Origin of the sequence: Sulfidibacter corallicola, from assembly GCF_017498545.1 — a bacterium.
Taxonomy (GTDB): domain Bacteria; phylum Acidobacteriota; class Holophagae; order Acanthopleuribacterales; family Acanthopleuribacteraceae; genus Sulfidibacter; species Sulfidibacter corallicola.
The window spans coordinates 8,672,558-8,693,009 of the sequence record NZ_CP071793.1 but is presented as its reverse complement, the minus strand read 5'-3'; the positions used below and the strand labels follow the sequence as shown (position 1 = coordinate 8,693,009).

At 59.2% G+C, this 20,452-nt stretch carries 11 protein-coding genes; 6 read left to right on the top strand and 5 right to left on the bottom strand.

What is annotated here, in order from left to right; all coding sequences use genetic code 11:
• The first annotated feature begins 117 nt into the window (after positions 1 to 117).
• The gene (locus J3U87_RS26410) at positions 118 to 2,679 is read left to right on the top strand and encodes a PQQ-dependent sugar dehydrogenase (RefSeq protein ID WP_237378784.1); all 2,562 of its coding nucleotides are present in this window, start codon (positions 118 to 120) and stop codon (positions 2,677 to 2,679) included.
• Between the two features lie 124 nt (positions 2,680 to 2,803).
• On the opposite strand, the gene J3U87_RS26405 is transcribed toward J3U87_RS26410, so the two are convergent.
• Positions 2,804 to 3,970: a TraB/GumN family protein gene (locus J3U87_RS26405; RefSeq protein WP_237378783.1), complete on the bottom strand. Its 1,167-nt coding sequence runs from the start codon at positions 3,968 to 3,970 to the stop codon at positions 2,804 to 2,806.
• A gap of 748 nt (positions 3,971 to 4,718) precedes the next feature.
• On the opposite strand from J3U87_RS26405, the gene J3U87_RS26400 reads away from it, so the two are divergent.
• The 3 genes from J3U87_RS26400 (at position 4,719) to J3U87_RS26390 (ending at position 8,050) form a co-directional block, all read left to right on the top strand.
• A complete protein-coding gene (locus J3U87_RS26400) occupies positions 4,719 to 5,402 on the top strand; it encodes an ExbD/TolR family protein (protein WP_237378782.1) in 684 nt (227 codons plus the stop codon).
• A 747-nt stretch (positions 5,403 to 6,149) separates the two neighbouring features.
• Positions 6,150 to 6,824 carry an ECF-type sigma factor gene (locus tag J3U87_RS26395; RefSeq protein ID WP_237378781.1) on the top strand — a complete coding sequence of 225 codons (675 nt, stop codon included), beginning with the start codon at positions 6,150 to 6,152 and terminating at the stop codon, positions 6,822 to 6,824.
• Entirely contained in the window at positions 6,821 to 8,050 is a 1,230-nt protein-coding gene (locus tag J3U87_RS26390) for a serine/threonine protein kinase (RefSeq protein WP_237378780.1), read from the top strand. Before J3U87_RS26395 ends, J3U87_RS26390 begins: the two co-directional genes overlap by 4 nt.
• A gap of 1,366 nt (positions 8,051 to 9,416) precedes the next feature.
• On the opposite strand, the gene J3U87_RS26385 is transcribed toward J3U87_RS26390, so the two are convergent.
• Positions 9,417 to 10,421 (bottom strand): hypothetical protein, encoded by a 1,005-nt coding sequence (locus tag J3U87_RS26385; RefSeq protein WP_237378779.1) that lies wholly within the window; start codon positions 10,419 to 10,421, stop codon positions 9,417 to 9,419.
• A 604-nt stretch (positions 10,422 to 11,025) separates the two neighbouring features.
• Positions 11,026 to 11,832 (bottom strand): mechanosensitive ion channel family protein, encoded by an 807-nt coding sequence (locus tag J3U87_RS26380; RefSeq protein ID WP_237378778.1) that lies wholly within the window; start codon positions 11,830 to 11,832, stop codon positions 11,026 to 11,028.
• 768 nt (positions 11,833 to 12,600) lie between these two features.
• On the opposite strand from J3U87_RS26380, the gene J3U87_RS26375 reads away from it, so the two are divergent.
• Together J3U87_RS26375 and J3U87_RS26370 are read left to right on the top strand one after the other, a co-directional pair.
• A complete protein-coding gene (locus tag J3U87_RS26375; protein WP_237378777.1) occupies positions 12,601 to 13,365 on the top strand; it encodes an alpha/beta hydrolase family protein in 765 nt (254 codons plus the stop codon).
• 195 nt (positions 13,366 to 13,560) lie between these two features.
• Complete coding sequence (locus J3U87_RS26370; RefSeq protein ID WP_237378776.1) at positions 13,561 to 15,711, top strand: amidohydrolase family protein; 2,151 nt, start codon at positions 13,561 to 13,563, stop codon at positions 15,709 to 15,711.
• Between the two features lie 1,076 nt (positions 15,712 to 16,787).
• On the opposite strand, the gene J3U87_RS26365 is transcribed toward J3U87_RS26370, so the two are convergent.
• Both J3U87_RS26365 and J3U87_RS26360 read right to left on the bottom strand, forming a co-directional pair.
• On the bottom strand, positions 16,788 to 18,872 hold the full coding sequence (locus J3U87_RS26365; RefSeq protein WP_237378775.1) for a putative bifunctional diguanylate cyclase/phosphodiesterase: 2,085 nt from the start codon (positions 18,870 to 18,872) through the stop codon (positions 16,788 to 16,790).
• Between the two features lie 301 nt (positions 18,873 to 19,173).
• Complete coding sequence (locus tag J3U87_RS26360) at positions 19,174 to 20,121, bottom strand: ribonuclease Z (protein WP_237378774.1); 948 nt, start codon at positions 20,119 to 20,121, stop codon at positions 19,174 to 19,176.
• Positions 20,122 to 20,452 lie beyond the last annotated feature (331 nt).

The window sequence follows — 20,452 nt, the reverse complement described above, 5'->3', positions numbered from 1 at the left end:
CGCAGACACAATATCCATATCCTCTTTTTTTCGTCTGACGGACTTACGAAGATTGTCTATTTCCAATTCCCTTTGTTCTTCTCCCTCATCATGCCTACCCATTCAAAGGATGGACATATGTTCGCCATACGGTCTCCTCTACCGCAACCGACCTGGTTGTGTTGGTTGTTTCTCGCGACCCTTCCTCTCGGTGCCCAAACCATTTCGGACCCTAACTTTATCGTGGAAGAGATTTATACCGGCAACGGTACCATTTCGATGGAATTCACGACGGATGGCAAACTCTTGGTTTGCGAAAAACGGGGCGTGATCCTGCTGTTCACACCCGATGGCAACGGCGGCTTCAACGAACCCACCACCTTCGCCGACCTGCAGCCGCAGGTGGATTTTTCGGGCGAAAGCGGGTTGCTGGGTTTGGCCCTCGATCCGGAATTCGATACCAATCGCCACCTGTTCGTGTTTTACACCACGGAAACCGACCAACGCGTGGCTCGACTCACCGCAAACGAAGCGGTGACGGCCGTCGTCCCCGATTCAGAAGTCGTCCTGCTGGCCGGCTTCCCCAGGGGCTCCGCGTTTCACAAGGCCGGCGACATCAAGTTTCACCCACACGACGACGCGCTTTTCATTGCCCTGGGCGATGACGATGGTTATGGATTGGCCATGCAAGACGGTCTTCCCCTGGTTCAACACCCCGACTTTTACTACGGGAAGATTTTGCGCATCGACAAATCGAACGGCAACGGACTGTCCGACAATCCCTTTTGGGACGGCGACGCCACCAGTATTCGCAGCCGGGTCTGGGCGGTGGGCTTCCGCAACCCGTTCCGCTTTGCGTTTCATCCGGAGGCTCCGGTACCGGACGTTCTCTACAGCTCCGAAAACGGCGAAACGACCGATCGACTTTCCTGGGTCATGCGCGGTTCGAACGGTGCCTGGAGCAATTTGGGCGACAAAGGCGGTTTTCTCGATCCGCCCGACCCGAACCACCGCGTCCTCGCCGCTCGGCCGCCATCGACGACCGGCATCATCATCGCCTCCAGTGGGCCCTTTGCCGGCGAGGGTCCGACGTTGTACATCGGAAATTGGTTTTCGAACACGACCAAAATCGACCGGTGGGTGTTGACCGGCGAGGATATGGACCAATTGGAGCCCATCGCCATCGATCAGGGCGGCGGTTTTGTGGTCGGCCCGATGGCCGTCGACATGGAATTCGGTACGGACGGTGCCATGTACCTGACGTCCACGATCGGCGATGACGCCCTGGGCGATTGGATGGCCATCCATCGCGTTCGCTATATCGGCGGAACGCCACCGAACGCTTCGTTTACCACCGACCCGGCCGGCAACGAGGGCTTGATTCCCCTGACGATTCAGTTCACCGATACGTCGACCGTGGCATCGGGCCTGATCGAGTCCTGGCTTTGGGATTTCGGCGACGGGCAAACCTCCACCGATCCCAACCCAAGCCATACCTACACCGAGCCCGGTGTGTACCGGGTCAGTTTGCGTGTCACCAGCGACAGTGCCCTTCAGGATACGACCACGACCGACATCCGCGCTTTGCGTCGCATCACCCTGAATCTGAGCGGTCGTGTATACGATGCCCGCAGCCTGCCGGCGAATCTCGTGAACGGCGCCACGGAATTGCGGTTTTTCCAGAGTGACGGGCAGGATCCGATCGCATTCGCCGGCGGAAGCGGCGACCACGGCAATGCCATTCCGGTCACCGACGGCATCATCGATCTCGACCTGAACTTGGACCTCACCGACCACGCGCTGATCGTCTCGGCGGGCCATGGTTCGCCAGACGGCCTCCACGCCGTTCGGGCCGGAATCGGGATCGCACCCGAACTATCGACCACGGACGCCGTTCGCGATTTCTACCTTTCCGATCGCATGGCCAGCGGGGTGATCACCGATGCGGCATTCGATCCCGTTCGGGTCGATATCGGCACCGCCCAGAACCAAGCGGGCCAATTCATCGATGTGGGCGGTGGTCGAGATTATCGAGACGGCACACCCGCCAGCGGTTTTCTCCACCGACGTGAAACCGATGATCGCGGTTTCTATCACGTCGCCTTGCCCAGCGGCGCATCGGATGCGCTGTTCTTCTTCGACCTGGTCGGCGACACGGGAACGGACCGGTTCGCACCCCATACCCTTTCCCAGAGCCTGAGTCCCGGCCAACATTGGGCGCGCGACTTTCTCGTGGGTACCTACGCCGGTGGTGATGCGTGCGACGATTTGTCGTCGATCCCCACCACCGAGAACATCGACTACAACACCCATATTCAGCCCATCTGGGTGAACTCCTGTGTCGGTTGCCACAATGCGTCACCCACAAACAATGGCGACCTGAACCTGGTCACCGACAGCTACGCCAATCTCGTCGAGGTGTCGTCCACCCAAATCGATGGCCTGCTGCTGGTGAGCCCGGGTCACCCCGACCGCAGTTTCCTGTTCGAGAAAGTCAACTGCGCCACACCTCAAATGGGTACCCGCATGCGGCCCACCAATCCCCTCTCCCTGGAAGAACAAGCGCTGATCCGCGACTGGATCCTGCAATTGGAGCCCAGTCAATGTGGCGCCCAATTATCCGCCCAATATCCCGACTGGCCCGAGACCTCGGTCCTGGATCTGGCCATCCTCGTCAATCAATTCTGCACGACGCCCTGAACCCGGGCCGGATTCCCTCTCCCCTGCTCGATGGAATCGAGCTTTTCGCCGAATCCCGACACCGTTCCCATCCAGTGAATCCACCTTGGGCGTTGTCATCCTTTCGGTTCTGGATAGGTACCCACTAGGTGAGCAGGCGGAACAACATGAATACACCCACGTAGTTGCCCAAACTCGAACCGATGTGGCCCAGCCAGGCCACCAACAACACGCGCGTCAGACGATTACCGTAGATCCCGCGCAGGCTGCGCAAGTCTCGCGGGATCTGCTCGCAATCCGAAACGAGGGGTCTGCGCAGCCATCCCTCGAGCAGGCCCACCACCAAACCGGTTCTCAGGAAGGGACTGAGCGGGGTGAACGGCGTCACCACCAAGGCCGAGAAAAACGACAGGAACCGCGGCCCGGCGGGTAGCAGGAACAGGCCCGTGCATATCCAGTTGGGCAACGCCCAGGTCAGAAGCAGGTCGCCCGCGGGAATCTCGGGACGGTGCAGCAGCCCGTAGATCACCATGCCGATCACGAGCGCGCTGGCCAGCCAGGGCATCAGTTTGGCCAGTTTCGAGCGCGCGGGCAATGATCCAAGACTTTCGCGATCCACACCGGCATTGAAATGGCGGGCCACCCCGTCCAATCGCGATTCGTGCACCACCGCAACGATGGAATGCCCATCCGCGCGCTCGATGCTGCTCATCAAATACTGGTCGGCCTCTTCGAAAAAGGGCTGTTCGAATTCGGGAAGCGAACGGCGCAAGGCATTGTGAATGGAGCGTTCCGAATCCAGGTGTGGCTCCGGATCCGGCTTTTCCGGCTTGAACACCAAGGCCTGAATGAGTTTGAGCATGGCACGGGCCCGCTGGCGGGCCGAAAGCTGTTTCCACGAACGCTTGAGGGTGATCTGGAGATCGCGGTCCCCGAACTCCAACCGCGCCCCGAGCGCCTCGGCCTTGGCGATCCGCCCCAGCATTTCGTCACCCAGACGAACCGCCACATCGCGACCGCGTCCGTGCTGGAAGGTCGAGGCGGCCAAATTGGCCAGCAACAGCAACATCCTCCCCTGACGCAGGACATCGACGATCTTCATCTGGCGCCAGGTCGCTTCGTCCGTCAGTGCGCGAAACCGCGTCTCGCACAATGGGAAGCAGACGGTGTCCGGATTGATTTCCGCCACGATTCGGTCCACTTCGTCCAACGATTGCTGAGAATGGTCGGGTAAACCAATGAGATGAATGACTTTTTCCTGACCGGTCAACGCCATGACGCGAACGTCGAGCTCAGAGGCGGAAAGACTCATGGATTGCGGCTCCTGGGTCCAAACTCTCGGATAGATCATACTTGAAGGTCGGCGATTGGCTGTCCGTCAATTGCCCAAATCCAACGCAAAAGGTGAACCCCACCGGTGCACGTCGCCATCGAGCCCGCCTACCTCCGTCATTACGGGCGCATTTGCGCGAGATCGGGTCCATCCAGAAGCGAAAAGATCGTGATTCCCAATAGGTTTGGCTGGATGGGCACGGTCTCGGGTCTCCGGCGTCAGGCATCGGCAAGATCCTTGTTCATAGGCGGTTAGCTGACACCCGAGACCTGGCTGCCGATAGTGCCTTGCATTGGAAGCCCGGTCGATCCAGGGAATCCCTTCACGGTAACCCCGCTTCTGGATGAACAATGGCCGACACGAATCCAGGACGAAAAGCGAAAGACGAGATTTGTGAAAAATCCCGAACAGTCAACAGGCGCGAACGATAACAAAGCCGCAAACACGAATCAACCTTTGGTTGAGAAAAAAGCGACATAACGGGGGCTGTTTTTTCAAGAAAGCAAACAGATGGTAACCAAAGCGTAAAACCTGTTTTTAATGCTTTTCAGGGTGAACATTTTTGTTAGAATTTGGCAATTCAAGATACCTAAAGCAAAATAACCTGCGAACGAATCAATCGATGTCAGCGTAAAAAGCACGGCTATTTTCCATTTCGTATTTTTTCGCCACGGACGTCTCATCCATTCTCCCCACAACGACCTTTTCACTTTGGTTTCCCAATGCGATGGAAGCCCCCTTCGACGCCGGCGCACACGGAATTCCGGTCCACCGCCATGTGTCCATCGGCTCGTTGAACCGCTTCGAAAAGCTCGTGAATCAGGCATTCGAGCCCGTCGGTCATCCCGCTTTCGATTCCCAAAACCAGGAAACGAATCGCGCCTCGTTTTTCCGCAACTCGGATAGGTTATCTCGATCCCGTTCGGGCATGATTTCCATCCTCGCCTCACCCAGGAGAAACAGTATGAAGATCCCGCGTCAAACGATTACAGCCGAAATCCCCACGTCTTCGATGGCGGACATCGCCTTTCTGCTCATCGTTTTTTTTATGCTGACCAGCGTCTTCGCTTCCAATAAGGGTATCACTCACCTATTGCCCGCCGATAAGAGCGGTGTTGCGCCGGAAGCCGCAATTTTTATTCACATATTATCCAATGGCAACATCGTGTCAAACGGAAACACATGGTTACCGGATCAAATGCCTCGACTCGCGGACCATGTTGCCATGATACTCCAACAAAATCCGAGCAAGCCTATTATCTTACTATCAGACAGTGATGCTGCTTACGGTCGAACCATTGCGGTATTGGATCAATTGAAACAGATAGAGAGGGCATTGGAAATTCAACTTTCGATCACCATACCCAGTGGTTCGGAAGCGGAATTCTACCGCAATTTGAATCCTACATGAGATTGGGACCCATCGACACAAACTCCATCCTGGTCGGCCAAACTGGTCAACCGTCATAAAGCGAATATTTTAGGTCACAGTCGCATTTCGACAAAAAAAGCACCGCACGGGAATTGAGCCCGCCCGTGCGGCGCTCAGTTGGTTTTTCGAGGGAGTTTGAAACAGTTAAAACGAAAAACCAATTGGGCTGCGCTCGACGCAAAACGGGTACCGTCGTTCGCACTGACTTTCAATATTTCTTTGCGGGTTTTGGGGGTGGATCTCAAAGGGCGGAATTGCAGGGCGCCAACTCGATAAAGGAGGTCAAAGACCTATCTACTGAAAATCCATTCCAATCAACATATATCATCGGCAAAAATATCCTACACTTAATATTTTACGATCTCAATACAAAAAAGTGATTCGTTGATGTGATTGGCGGTCTCGCGCCCCGATCCGATTCGGCCCGGAGCACCGCCGGCATCCGCTCCCGATGATAACCGGGATTGTGGCAAAACACCTCAAACCCCACCGTTCGAGAGGGTTACCGGTCCATCTGGCGCCCCTGTCCTCTCTCCTACGCATTTTTTCAAAAAATCCCGACACTTTTTTTTAAACAAATACGACGCATTCGTTTCCAATCCCGCAGTTAGGCCAGAAGCCCTGATTTTTTCTACTTTTTTACCATTAATTGACGGCCCGCTTCATACATTGGGCCCTTTTTCAAACCCACTCATCGGGTATCACACTTTTCTTCGAGGTATGAGCTTGAACCCCAAGGCTTCTATTTACGATTGCGTCATCCCATCCGGTCGGGGTGACGTCACCCTTCTCCTGGACGATTGGAGAAACGGCAGCACCGAGGCTCTTCACAGCCTGATTCCCATGGTTTACGAAGAGTTGCGGCGCATGGCGGACTATCACCTGAGAGGCGAGCGCCAGTGCACCATGCAGCCCACCGTGCTGATCAACGAACTGTACCTACGCCTCAACAAATCAGTGAATGCAGGGCTCGAGGACAGCACCCAGTTCTTCCGCTTCGCCAGTACCCTGATGCGGCGCATTCTCGTGGATGACGCCCGTCAGCGGAACACCAAAAAACGCGGCGGTCAATCCGACAAGATCACCGAGGGCCAGGACGGTTTCGTCCTGGCCGACGGACAAACCCTTTCCCCTGAAACCCTGATCACCCTCGACGAGGCCCTGACCCAACTTTCGGCCGGCAAACCGAGAGCGGCCCAGGTCGTCGAGCTGCGCTTTTTCGGCGGTCTCCAAACCGAGGAAGTCGCGCAGATCCTGGGTGTTTCCAGGTCCTTGGTAATGCGCGAATGGCGCTTCGCCAAGCAATGGCTCGCCCGCGAAATCAAACAGGTCCAGGGTCCGCACCAAAGCCCCGTGCAAGCGATGGGTAGCGGTGCATTACGGAAAGGGGTGACAGCATGACGTTGACGACAATGGCCGTAGAGCCGAACTCACAAACCTGGTGGCAACAGGTGGAACACCACTACGATCGCGCTTCCGCGCTTCCTGCGGAACAGCGAGAAGGCTACCTGGTGGAGGCCTGTGGGCCCGATACGGATTTAATGAACGAAGTGGCATCGCTGCTGGACACGGACGAAGATGTCCTGGATTTCATGGAACAGGGCCTGGCCTACGAGGACGAGCAGGAGGCGCTCATCGGTCAGACACTCGAGGGTTATCGCATCGTGCGCAAACTGGGTAGCGGCGGCATGGGTACCGTTTTCCTGGCCGAATCCCAAGATTTTTTCCAAGACCGTCACGTGGCCGTGAAACTGTTGAAACCCCAATTGAATAACGAATCCTGGCGTCGCCGGTTCAATGCCGAGCGCCGCATCCTCTCGCACCTGGACCATCCCAACATCGCCGGCCTGCGCGGCGGCGGACATCTCGCCGACGGAACGCCCTACCTGATCATGGAGTACGTGGAAGGCGAACCCATCACCACCTTCTGTGATCGTCGCGGTCTTTCCGTGGCCGAGCGACTCCGCCTGTTTCGCAAGGTCTGCGCGGCGGTGCACTATTCCCACCAGAACTTGATCATCCACCGCGACCTGAAACCGGACAACATTTTCGTGACCGAAGCGGGAGAGCCGAAGCTGTTGGACTTCGGTATCGCCAAGCTCCAAGCCAGTCACCCGGACCACCAACAGCTCACCACCACCCAGAACCGTTGCTTCACGCCCGACTACGCCAGTCCCGAGCAGATCCTGGGTTACCAGATTTCACCCAGGGCGGACGTCTACGCGCTGGGCATCGTGCTGTACCAACTGTTGACCGGGTTCAAACCCTTTTCGGGCCTGCCTGGCAACCAACTGCTCTTTGCCGTCTGTCGCGGTGAACGCACCAAACCCAGTGAGTTCCTGACCACCATGATGGCGGATCCCACCCGTCGGGTCGACGTGACGCGCGTCGGTACCGCTCGCAGGCGGGACGTCGCCTCGCTCGCGGAGGGGTTGCGCGGCGATCTGGATGCCATCGTGTCGAAGGCGATCAGTCGCGTGCCGGAGCAGCGCTACGAACACGTGGAAGCCTTCGGCGACGACGTGCTCCGCTACCTGCTGGACCTGCCCGTCGCCGCACGCGAGGAGAATCTGTGGCGGCGGGCCTTCGGCTGGTTCAAACGCCAGCCGCTACCGCTGTTCGCATGAGAAGCCTACCCGGTGGGCCTTCTGCGCCGACCGGGTGATTCCCCTTTCCAATCGAAGGGTGCCGGATCGAAGTCCCCGCGAGCTCATGAGGGTCGTCGGGCCTGTAGGTTGAGCAGCTTGCTCAACCAATCGAAGCAACCCAAGCAACTACAACCAATTGGGGCAAATAGCGAAGCACGGAATCTTCCTCGCTAGCCCAATCCGAAGTCGCAAAGCCCACAGGCCCCGCATCATGAGAGGGGCGCCAGGCCTGTAGGTGGAGCAGCTTGCTCCACCAATCGAAGCAACCCAAGCAACTACAACCAATTGGGGCAAATAGCGAAGCACGGAATCTCCCTCGCTAGCCCAATCCGAAGTCGCAAAGCCCACAGGCCCCGCATCATGAGAGGGGCGCCAGGCCTGTAGGTGGAGCAGCTTGCTCCACCAATCGAAGCAACCCAAGCAACTACAACCAATTGGGGCAAATAGCGAAGCACGGAATCTCCCTCGCTAGCCCAATCCGAAGTCGCAAGGCCCACAGGTCCCGCATCATGAGAGGGGCGCCAGGCCTGTAGGTGGAGGGGGCCGCCCAGACCAGCTTGCTCAACCAATCGAAGCGACTCAGCCCGCGATGAAGTGCGATGTTCAGGAGCGAAACAGAGTGTTTCGCTGAAGGATTCTCCATCGAAGTCGCTGGGTTGCGATATTTCCGCCTCCATGGAGAGGTGTGGTGCAGGGCCGGCTGGGCCCGTGGGGGCGGGCGGGTTCTGCCAGGGGCGCGAATGGTTTTGCTCTTTGACGTAACCCACTCCCCTTCCAAGCGTTGCTTCGATTGGTTGGGCAGCCAGATTGCGCGGCCCGGCACCAAGCGGCACGACGAATCTCTCTCGCTGCGGGCACTGCGGAGTTTGATGACTTCGCGGGTGAGGGTTCAGGGAGATTCGGGGCTCCGCTCTTTGGCTTAACTCTCTCCCGTTTCGGACGTTGCTTCGATTGGTTGAGCAAGCTGGCCGTGGCGGCCCCCTCCACCTACAGGCCTTACGACCCCCTCAAGATGCGGGTACTTTGGACTTCACGGCTTTTGATTGGGGTCGTGAGGGAAATGATCGGCTTCGCTCTTTGGCGCAATTGATTGTTGTTGCTTGGGTTGCTTCGACGCGTCGGCCCAGCGGGCCAACCTACAGGCTTTACGTCACCTGCGTTTTTGCGGGTTCTTCGAAGTGATTCGATCTCGGGATGTTCAATAGCGGGCTTTCCGCCCTCGATGAACCTACGGATTCGCCCGATGACAGCGCCAGGCTCGATCGAAATGCCATCCTTTGACCTGCGGGCATAAAAAAAGGGCTCGACCTGATCGAACCCTTTTTTTCATTCGTTAGGGGCCGCTTCAGGGAGCGACCACCAGGTAATAGGACGCCACCGGCTGCCACTTCACGTAGGCCGGTAGGGTCTTTCCGGACAACACCGACTGCAGGTTGTCGCCACCGGAACCAAAAGGCTTCTCGTGAACGACGACCTTCATGTCGCCTTCGGCCGATACCTCGACCACCGCGTAGGCGGCGTGGTAGTTACCCTCTGCCGCCGAACCGGTTCCCTTGTGCGGAATCCGGGCCGCGATCGGCGCCTGGTCTTTCTCGTATTGATCGAAAAACTTGGCGCGATACTTGGCGACGGCCTGGGCCGCGGGCTTGGCGCGACTGATCTGGTCGCGGAACTTCTTGGCGGAGCGGTGCTCGGCCATCACGTCCAGCAGCGCCGGCGCACCCGCCATCACCGCACGGTCGATCATGTAGGGCACCAGCTTGCGGCGCCTCAGGTTCAACACGTTGGTGTAGATGTCGTCGTTCTTGTTTTGAGCGAGGTACACCGAAATGAGGATGGCACCGGTCGGCGCCTTCTTGTCTTCCAATTTGGACTTGGTGTAGAGGAAGAAGCCTCGATTCTGGTGGGAAATCTCGGCAAACGCAAAATCGTCCTGACCGGTGGTGGGATCGACGATGGCCTTATTGGCAATCTCGATGAACCGGTCGTAATTCGAGGGGCGTTGAGCCTGGATCAAACCGCTGCAGGCTGCCAGTCGCACGGCCACCGAATTCTCCTCGTTGGCCACGTGGGGCTCGAAGACCTCGGGGCTGAGACGGTCCCCGAATGTCGCCAATAGCCGCAGCGCAACCATTTTGGAGGTGTCGTCCTTCGCCTCCGTCAGGTTGGCGTTCAAATCGTTGCGAAACCGAAACAGATCCATGTGCCGCAGTACGTGCATGTACTGGATCTTCTTTTCGTCGGGTAGGGCGTTGAGATTGCGGATGATGGTGCGCAATCCGCCCATTTCAAAATGCTTGATCAGTTCACTCGCGGCGTGGTCGGAATCGCCTTTGAGAAATTTTTCCACTAGTTCGTCGCGATCGGGCAATTGCCCAAAACAGAAAGCGGTCGAGAATAATGCAATCGCGAATACTCGAAGAACCATGCTGCCCCCGTCAATATTTTCAGGCTTCGTATGGCATCCGAATCCGTCACGGATCCGGGCACAAATCGAAGAACGAGCCGATAACCCAAATCGAACGTTTTCCAGGGATCCGATCACACTATCTCTTGGAGTTCAACACATCGCGACGTGGCTCGACACACGATTTCGAGTAGGTTCTCGCATGCCTACACGGCCTGCCTCGACGCGTTGGGCTCCACTATCTTGCGAAACCGCATCCACCCGAACGCACGCTCTGGGTATGAATATGCACTTCATTCAAGCCGATTTTCGCACGGCTTGCAAGCAAGAATCTATAAACCGTAAACGTAAACGTTTATTATAAAATAGTTTACACTCACAACACAACCAAACGAGAGAACCGCGCGGGTCAGGTACATTCCCGGGAGACGGTAACGCCTCCCGGAACGACCAATGGATGGGCATGTCGAACGTCGTCCGGATCCCCCTCTTGGGAGCGGGATCCGTCCCGAACGCGATGCGGCCGTGCGCGCATCGCCCCGCCGAATTACTTGTCGGCCTGGTGCACGACGATCTGGTTGAAGGGGATCTCGATGCCGGCGGCGTTCAGATCCTCGTAAACCGTCTGGCGCACGCTGTGGATCATGGTGAGGTAATCGTCCGGTTGGCACCAGACATTGACGGAGAAGTCGAGCGAGCTGGCGCCCAGATTGGCGAAAAAGACGCCCGGTTCGGGGTCGGTCAGCACCCCTTCCCCGCGCTTGGCCGCGCCCAACAGGACCTCGATGGTCTTGGGAACGTCGGCGCCATAGGCCACGCCGACCTCGACACTGGCTCGGCGGGTGCCCAGGGTGGTGTAGTTGGTGATGGGACCGGAAAGTACGGATGCGTTGGGAATGATGATCTTGTGGTTCTCCGGCGTCAGGATGGTGGTCGTGAAGATACCGATGTCGTCGACCAAGCCCGTCTCACCCGCGGCGGAGATCCGATCGCCGAGGTTGAAGGGTCGGAAAAACAGAATCAGGACCCCGCTGGCGAAATTGGAGAGGCTGCCCTGCAGCGCCAGACCGATGGCGATACCGGCGGAGGCCAACACGGCCACGAGACTGGTGGTTTCGATGCCGACGGTACCGAGCGCGGTAATGACCGCCATGACGAGCACGATATACTGAAGAATGTTCCCCAAGAATCGGGCGAGGGCCTCGTCGACCTTGCGGTTGCGAAGGACCCCGAGCAAGATGCGGTTGGCCCATTTGCTGAGAATCCAACCGATGACGAGGATGATGATGGCGATGAAGAAGTTCTGCAGGAAATTCAGGTAGGGAGCCAATAAAGCCGTTTCTTTTCCGTCCATGATGGTAAAACCTCAAAACCTTGACGATCTGGAAAATCATTGAATCCTTGCCGAAGTCCCGACGGAGCCCGCCTCATCCGAACCGCACGCCGAATCGAAGATCGTGCGCGGAGAAACGACTCGAAGCGCAAAGTCAAAAAGGAGATTTGCGCCTGATGGATGCCCCAACCAGTGCCCTGCCCGAAAAAGGCCCCCCGCCGATCGACGAGTTTGGCCGGCCGAATGGGCAGGATCCCGGAATTCGGAGTTGGGTTCCAGCCACGAAACCGCTGGGCTGATTCCCGATACCCGACCGCCGAGATCACCTCGCATGGTCTCGGGGACCCATCCAGGGGACTCGTTCCAAAAAACCTGTGTTTCTGGATGGGCACAATCTAACATCAATGAGACGCGAAGAAAAGTTAGTGCCCATCCAGAAAAGGAATGGTTGCCGCTCCCAAACTGGTTAGACTGGATGAGCACGGTATCGGCTCGCCACCGTCGGATTGCAGCAACGTCCTTGTTTGCAGTTGATTGGCTGATAGCTGATGGCCGATACCGCGCAGGACGGGATCGCTGGCCGTTTCCGTGATCCACTTTCGCAAAACCGACATTCCTGGATGGGCGCCTGTTTGAAAAAACGGGCTTGCCGCATTTCCCCGACCTGTCCGATCCGGCCCTCCATCGAAAAACTGAAAGAAAGGCACGGCCCCGTGTGTTTGCCGGCAAGAGTCCCTGGCGAACGGACCGATCCGTGCGCCGAGAGAACCCGCTAACGAGGAGACCCACGTGAAATCGACCAAACTCCAGTTCACGAACGCCAACGGCGAAAAACTGGCAGCCCGCCTGGACAGCCCCAAGGATACCGACCCCAAGGCCTATGCGCTCTTCGCACACTGTTTCACCTGCTCCAAGAACCTGGCCGCCGTCGGCCATATCAGCCGCGCCCTGACCGGGGCCGGATACGGCGTGCTGCGCTTCGACTTCACCGGACTCGGCGAGAGCGAGGGCCAGTTCGGCGACACCAACTTCTCTTCCAATCTGCTGGATCTGGAGCATGCGGCCCAATTGCTGGCCGAAACCCGCCAGGCACCCAAATTGTTGATCGGTCACTCCCTCGGCGGTGCTGCGGTCCTGAACGCCGCCGGCAAGCTCGAATCGATTCGCGCGGTGGCCACCATCGGCGCGCCGGCACACCCGGTCCACGTCAAACACCTGGTTCAGGAGCAGGAGGAAGAGATTCGGGACAGGGGTCAGGCCACGGTCTGTATCGGCGGCCGCCCCTTCGAAATCCGCGAACATTTCCTGGACGACCTGTTGGCGCACGACGCCGCCCGGAACATCGGCCGCCTGGGCAAGGCGCTGCTGGTGTGCCACGCCCCCTTCGATCAGATCGTGGGCATCGACAACGCGGCGGATATTTTCCAGGCGGCCAAACATCCCAAGAGCTTTCTGAGCCTGGACAATGCCGACCACCTGCTTTCCCGTGCGGAAGACGCCCGTTACGCGGGCGCCATGATCGCCAGTTGGGCGGCGCGCTACACGGATGACTGATCTCGGAGCCGATGCGGAGCCAGGCGGGCCTGATCCCGTCTGGACCGCAAGGTGCAGGGCCGAACCTCCGGCGGCACTGGCGCCTTTGCCCACAAAAATAGGTGAATAAGAAACTTATCGGCCCCGATCGACGACATAGGGCTTAGAGGCCCCCATTCTCCTTTCGCGTCCAAAGCCCCGCCCAAAGGAGTCCGCATGTCGTTTTTCGCGCTCGTCGGTTTGCTCTGCTTCGCGCTTCCCATCACCGATTCAGGTCCGTCGATCCTGGTCATCCGCAACGTTACCCTCGCCGATCCGGTCCTCGAACAGGTCGTCCCTCATCAAACCCTGATCGTTCAGGATCGCGTCATTTGGGCGATGGGTTCGGCCAGCGAAATAGCGATACCCGATCAGGCGACGGTCGTCGACGGAAGCGGGCGCTACCTGATCCCCGGCCTGAGCGACATGCACGTCCACCTGCAATCCTTCAACGACACGACCCTCACCCTCTTCGCGGTCAACGGCGTCACGCTGGTTCGCGACATGGGCGGCGACCCATTGCAGGCCAGGGCGTTCAAGGAACGCATCGCCGAAGGGCGCCTGATCGGCCCCCGGATCTTCGCCGCCGGCCCCATCTTCGAATATCGAAAATGGCTCAAGGCCGTCCGCTCCCATTTCAAGACCCCGCTCGAGTTCCGGATTCCCGTGCGCGATCCGCATGAAGTTGCGGAGGCGTTCGAGATCATGGGGCCACTGCCGATGGATCTCGTCAAGGTACGCACGATCGCGGATGCGGACACCATGGCGGCGATCGGAAGAGAAGCCAAGCGTCGCCAGCTCGCGCTGACGGGTCATGTGGAAGGCCGTTTCTCGATCGAGGAATCGATCGAAGCCGGGCAAACCGGCTTCGAACACCTGCCCTTCCTGTTGTTTCTGGATCCGGAATTCACGGAGGCGAAATGGGAGAAGGCGATCGACGGGATGGTTCGCGCCAACGTGTTTTTCGACCCGACCTACGTGGCGATGATGGACCGCATGCGCACTGCCGAGGAGATGCAGGCCAATTTGGACAAGGGCGACCCTCGGAGCGGCCTGGTATCCGATAGCTTGCGACGAAAATGGCAGGATCAGGTCGCCGAACGGCGCGCCGAAGGTGGCGGCGGCATCGATTGGAAAGGCACGTTCGACAAGGTCAATCGCTTCGTGAGGCGCTGCCACCAGCGAAAAGTCCCGTTCCTGACGGGAACCGACCTGGCCGTGCCCATGGTGTTCCCGGGAAGCTCGGTCTACGAGGAGATGCAACACCTGGTCGATCACGCCGGATTCACCCCGCGGGAGGCACTCAGGGCATCGACCCTCAACGGGCCTCGCGCGCTGGGGCTGGAGAAAACCAGCGGCCGCATCGCCGTGGGGCAGCGCGCCGATCTGGTGCTGCTGAAAAGCGATCCTTTCACCGCGGTCCCCTCCCCCGACGCGATCGTGGGTGTCGTCGTCGCAGGTCGATGGTTGGATCGAGAGAAACGCGCCTCTTTGAAGGCTTGGGTCCAGGCCAATCGGAACAAGACCTTCGACACTTCGAAGGCCGACCAGGTCCTGGAACGGACCTATCGCGAGGCGCCCACGCAGGACAAGGCACTCTTCTTGGCGCGGTACCGTTTCATTCAAGGCGATTACGCGGCCTCGATCCAATACTTCAAGGAAGCCGGAGCCAGGGGCGCCGACGAGCGCCTGGTCGCGCTGGGTCGTTTCAACGCCCTTCTCAACGGGCTGGACGATCCCGATTTCCAGTGCAACTGCGCCATGGCCAGCCGGATCCTCGAGCGGTACATCGAACGCCGAGGCAACAGCCACGCGATGCAGTTCCGCGGAGCCTTGCGCTTGAGCGAGCAGCTTCTCGGCGCGAAGGCCTGTAACGGCCTGCTGGGCCAAAGCCTGGCGCGGCTCGACACCCTGAAACCGGCGGGAGAGGATGCCACCGCCTTGGATGAATCCCTGATTCAGCGGCACCTGGCGCTGGCCATGAACTTCCACATCTCGATCACCGGCGACATCGACAAGGCGTTGGCCTACCGCAGCATGCTCATGCCCAAAGATTGGCGCGACAATGCGGGCTTGCTGAACAACACCGCCTGGTGGCTCTTCCAGCATCGAGCGGGCCTGGATCGTGCGCAGAAATTGGCGGAAGCGGGCGTGGCCGCATCGACCTCACCCCGAGAGAAGGCCAATGTGTTGGATACCCTGGCCGAAATCCAACATGCCCGCGGCGAGACCGACGCGGCGCTCGATACCATCCGCAAGGCGATCGACCTTCACGACAGCCCCTACCTCCGCAAACAGGAAGCCCGCTTCGCCCAAGCGGGGGAGTGACGTTTGTCGGCCATTCCGGCCAGACGTGATCCAAGAAGGTTGCTCCCAAGCCGAACACCGGTGACTGGGTTTCAAGTGGGAAACCAATCGAAGCGAATCGCTCGGGAGTTCCCCCATGTCGATAAGGGGCGTCGTGCCAGGTAGGTACATCAGGGGCGGTAAGCTCTCCGGATGTACTCTTCGAAGCCACCAGCGCGCGCGGTTCCCGCATTTCGAAGCCCACCGTCGTCGCGGTAGGTTGGTCACGGGCGGTATGCCCGCTGGGCCGACACTTCGAAGTGACGCATTCAAGGAGTTCCCCCATGTCGATAAGGGACGTCGTGCCAGGTAGGTACATCAGGGGCGGTAAGCCCGCCGGATGTACTCTTCGAAGCCACCAACGCGCGCGGTTCCCGCATTTCGAAGCGGGTCGTCGTCGCGGTAGGTTGGCCCGCTGGGCCGACGCTTCGAAGCGATCCACGCTTCGCAAGATCAAGTGGTAAAAGAGCGAAGCGGATAAGCCGGGCCTCAAAATCTCTCGATGATCAATTTGGAACCATTCCAGGTTGCTTCGATTGGTTGAGCACGGCCGGTAATGCAAGCCGCTCAACCTACAGGGCACCCCTCTCGCGATGCGGGGACTTCTGACTTTGCGGCTTTTGATCGGGGTCGCGAGGGAAATGATCGGCTTCGCTCTTTGGCGCAATTGATTGCTGTTGCGTGGATTGCTTCGAAGCGTCGGCCCAGCGGGCCAACCTACTGGCTCGACGTCTCTCTCGTGATGCGGGAATCGGGAATGATGGTGCTTCGACAAAGGGAGAGCTGGTGGAAACCTGGGCTGCGCTCGATACTGTAACCCATTGTCGATAAATGGGTTGCTTCGAATGGCTGAGCACGGCCGGTATGGCAAGCTGCTCAACCTACAGGCGTTACGTCCCTTACGCGCGTGCGGGTTCCCCGGACCGGCTCGCTTCGTAATGTCGGCCCAGCGCCCTGGGCAGGTACGGCCGGGATGGCCTGGCACCTACCGGGCACGACGGAACTCTCAGCATCCGGGGGCTCCAGGCAAGCGTCTGGCTCGCCTGGATCGGCACCGGCTAGAACTGGAATCCCAGGTCGTCCTTGGCCCGTTCGGACTTGAGCCGATGCTCGCGGATGAACGTCTCGAACTTGTCGGCCGCCAGCGGCTTGGAAAAGAAATAACCCTGGATTTCGTCGCATTGGAAGGCGCGTAAAATGATCAACTGCTCCTGCGACTCGACCCCCTCCGCGATGACGTCCATGTTGAGCTGGTGGGCCAGGGAAATCATCGAGGAACACAGAGCCGCATCGCGCGGATCGGACGTCAGGTCCATCACGAACGCGCGGTCGATCTTCAGGGTATCCAAGGGGAAGGATTTGAGATAGCTCATCGAGGAGTAGCCCGTCCCGAAATCGTCGAGCGCCACCTTGCAGCCCAGCTTGTGGAACGCCATCAACGTTTGTCGAGTCGCTTCCGGATCGTCCACGAAAATGCTTTCGGTCAGTTCCAGTTCCAGGCACTCGGGCGGCAGGCGGGTATCGATCAGGACCTGCTCGACGATGCGAAACAGGTTCTGGGCGCGGAACTGGCGTTCGGAGAGATTGACCGCCACGCGCAGCGGTCCCAACCCCATGTCGATCCAGCGCATGGTCTTGGCCGCGGCCTCGCGCAGCACCCACTCCCCGATCGGCAGAATCAGGTCCGTCTCCTCGGCCACCGGAATGAACTCCCCGGGCGAAATCATCTTGCCGCCGTGCTTCCAGCGCAACAGGGTTTCCATGCCGGTGATGCGGTTCTCGCCCAGGCACAACTGCGGTTGGAAATAGATGGTCAATTCCTGGCGATCGAGGGCCGACCGCAACTTGCTCTCCATTTCCAGCAGGTGGCGGGTCTTGCTGTCCATCCCCTCGCCATAGACGCCCGTATGCCCCGAGCCGAGCCGGCGGGCGTGTTTCATGGCCGTCTGGGCGCGGCGCAAAACCTCCTCCGGATTGCGTACCATCGGGGCCACGGTACTGATCCCGATGCTCGCCTTGGTGAAGACCTCGTGGTCCTCGATGTGGAACGGCGCGATGAGCTGCATGTGGATCTGGTTGGCCACGTGTTGCGCCTGGCGGGCTTCGGAGCCGTCTTGGAGCAGCACGACAAAGGTGTCGCCCCCGAGAAACGCCAGGGTGTCCCCTTCCCTCAGACAACGCTCCAACCGCTCGGCGAACGCCACCAACACCTCATCCACCATGTTGTGGCCAAATCCCTCGCTGATGACCTTGAACCGATCGATATCGACGTAGAGCATCGAGTAGCACACATCGCCGTTGAGTTGGCTGCAGGTCATGGCCTGGCTGAGGCGATCCATGAAAAAGCCGCGAAACGGCAGGCCGGTTCGGGTGTCGTGCAGGCTTCGGTTGGTCAAATCGGTGATCATTCCGGCCACACGGGTCGCCCGGCCCAAGCCCGGTCGATTGGCCGAACCGCGGCACAGCACCCAGATGTAGCGTCCCGAATGATGCCGAATGCGGTGCTGGTCCTCCAAGAGCGGCGTCACGCCCTCCAGGTGGAGCGCCAGGCGGCTCTTGAACGCATCGCGATCGTCGGGATGGACCCGCTCGAGCCAATCCTTCTTGGTGGTGTACTCGGTCTTCATGTCGAGCCCCAACAGCTCTCGACAGGTGCTGTTGAGGTACACCGTGCGGGTCTCCAGATCCAAATCCCAAAGGCCGTCGTTGGTACCGCGCGCCGCGAGCAGGTAGCGCTCCATACTGTCGCGGACCTGTTCGATGCGTTGCCGCACCTCTCTCACGTTTTGGGTCTTGGCGCGGATCAAGGCCAGGTTGAAGGGCCGCACGAAAAAATCGGTGGCACCCGCTTCGATCGCCTCGACGCCCTTCCCGGCCAGCTCTTCCGTCGCGAGCACAAACACGGGCAAATCCTCGTGGTTCTGCTCGAGGCGAAGGTTCTGCACCATTTCCAAAACGGGCGTTTCCGGTTCCACCCATTCCGCCAGCACCAATTCCCAGGAGCGCGATCCCATCAACAACATCGCTTCTTCGTAATCGGCGATCGTCTCGACGCAGTCCTCTTCCCCGACGAACTCCTGAAGTTCCTCGGCGTGGACGAGAAACGAGTTCCCAATGAAGAGGACGGTTTTTTCTGGGTTCAAAGAGCCACTCCCGTCTTCACCGACCGGTGTGCCGGGTCGGCACGGTTCCCAAAAACCGTTTCGGAGGTTCCCTGGGACCATCGACCATGCCTGGCGGAAAGGGCGATTTTTCCGGGTTCCCGGTTTTTCATTGAACGACTGCTAACATGTTAGGCCTGTCACGGCGGCTTGACAAGACCGAAGCCGCTCGCGAAGCAGAGTTTTGCCACCACCATCACGCTTCGCGGCCATCGGATCGCCACCCGAGCGGCGACCGGATTGTCGCTGGCTCGATCACCGGGAGCCGGCGGAGCGGCCGGGCTCAGTCCAGCGTGCGCTTGCGTTTGGGCAGGTCGACGCGATCGCCGTCGTTGACGGCCACGACCTTGGCGTGACGCGCCGAGGCCTCCTCCACGAAAGGCGCCAGGTGCACATAGCGCTGGGAAAAGTGGGTGAGCACCAGCAGATCGGCCCCGGCACCTGCCGCAATGTCGGCGGCCTGACCGGCCGTCAGGTGCCCGTTCTTTCGGGCGTCCACCGTTTCCGAGGCGAGGTAGGTCGATTCGCAAATCAGCATGTCCACCTTCTCGGCGAGGCGCCGAGCGTTCTCGCACACCCGCGTATCCATCACGAAGGCGAAGCTCTGCCCCCGTTTGCGCACGCTCACGTCCTCGAGCCGAACCTCTCCGGACTCGGTCGCCAGCACGCCCTCGCGTTTGAGCCGACCGATGTCGGGACCGCGAATCCCCCGGTTCCGCAGGCGTTCCGGCAACACCGTCACCGTTTCGCGATCGCGAAAACGATAGCCCCAGCAATCCACCGAATGATCCAGCGGCATCGCCTCCACGATCAGGTGGGCGTCTTCGAAGACGATGCCCTCCTCGTGAATGGGCACGAACCGCAGATTGGCCTGATTGTGAAAGATCGAGGCGTCGACGAGGTTGTCGAGATAGCGCTGACCGGAAGCCGGATAGAACACGTCCACCTGGTGGGCGATGCCGTCGAGCGACAGGCGTTGGACGATGCCCGGCAGGCCCAGGCAATGATCACCGTGGAAATGGGTGATGAAGATCTTGGTGACTTCCGAAACGGATACACCGTGAAAGATCATTTGGCGCTGTGTTCCTTCGCCGGGATCGAACAGGAACCCTTCGGCACCCCAACGCACCAGGTAGCCGTTGTGATTGCGGCGACGGGTCGGCACCTGGCTGGCGGTGCCCAGGGCGAGAAAGTAACGGTCGTTGATGGCGGCACCCTCCGGGGTAAACAACAGAGTGCCTTCATTTTACCGGCTCGGGCAGACGCGCGCTGAAGAAAACGTTTTTTTGGAGGTGGGGAGCACATCCCGGGATGGGTTTGGAGCCTAACTTTTTTCTTTACCACCGAGTCCACGGAGTTTGCGGAGGATGACCGATTCGTTCCACACGCCGTCACATTCGAACCATGATCTCGTACCTGCCCATTTGGAGGGAAAGACTGTAACTGCAGTATTGGTTCAATTGAACGGGCACGGTATCGGCGTTTGGGTTTCAGGTATCGGCAAGATACTTGTTCATAGCTGGTGCCCATCCAGAAACGGAAGGTTTGCAACTCCCAAGGTG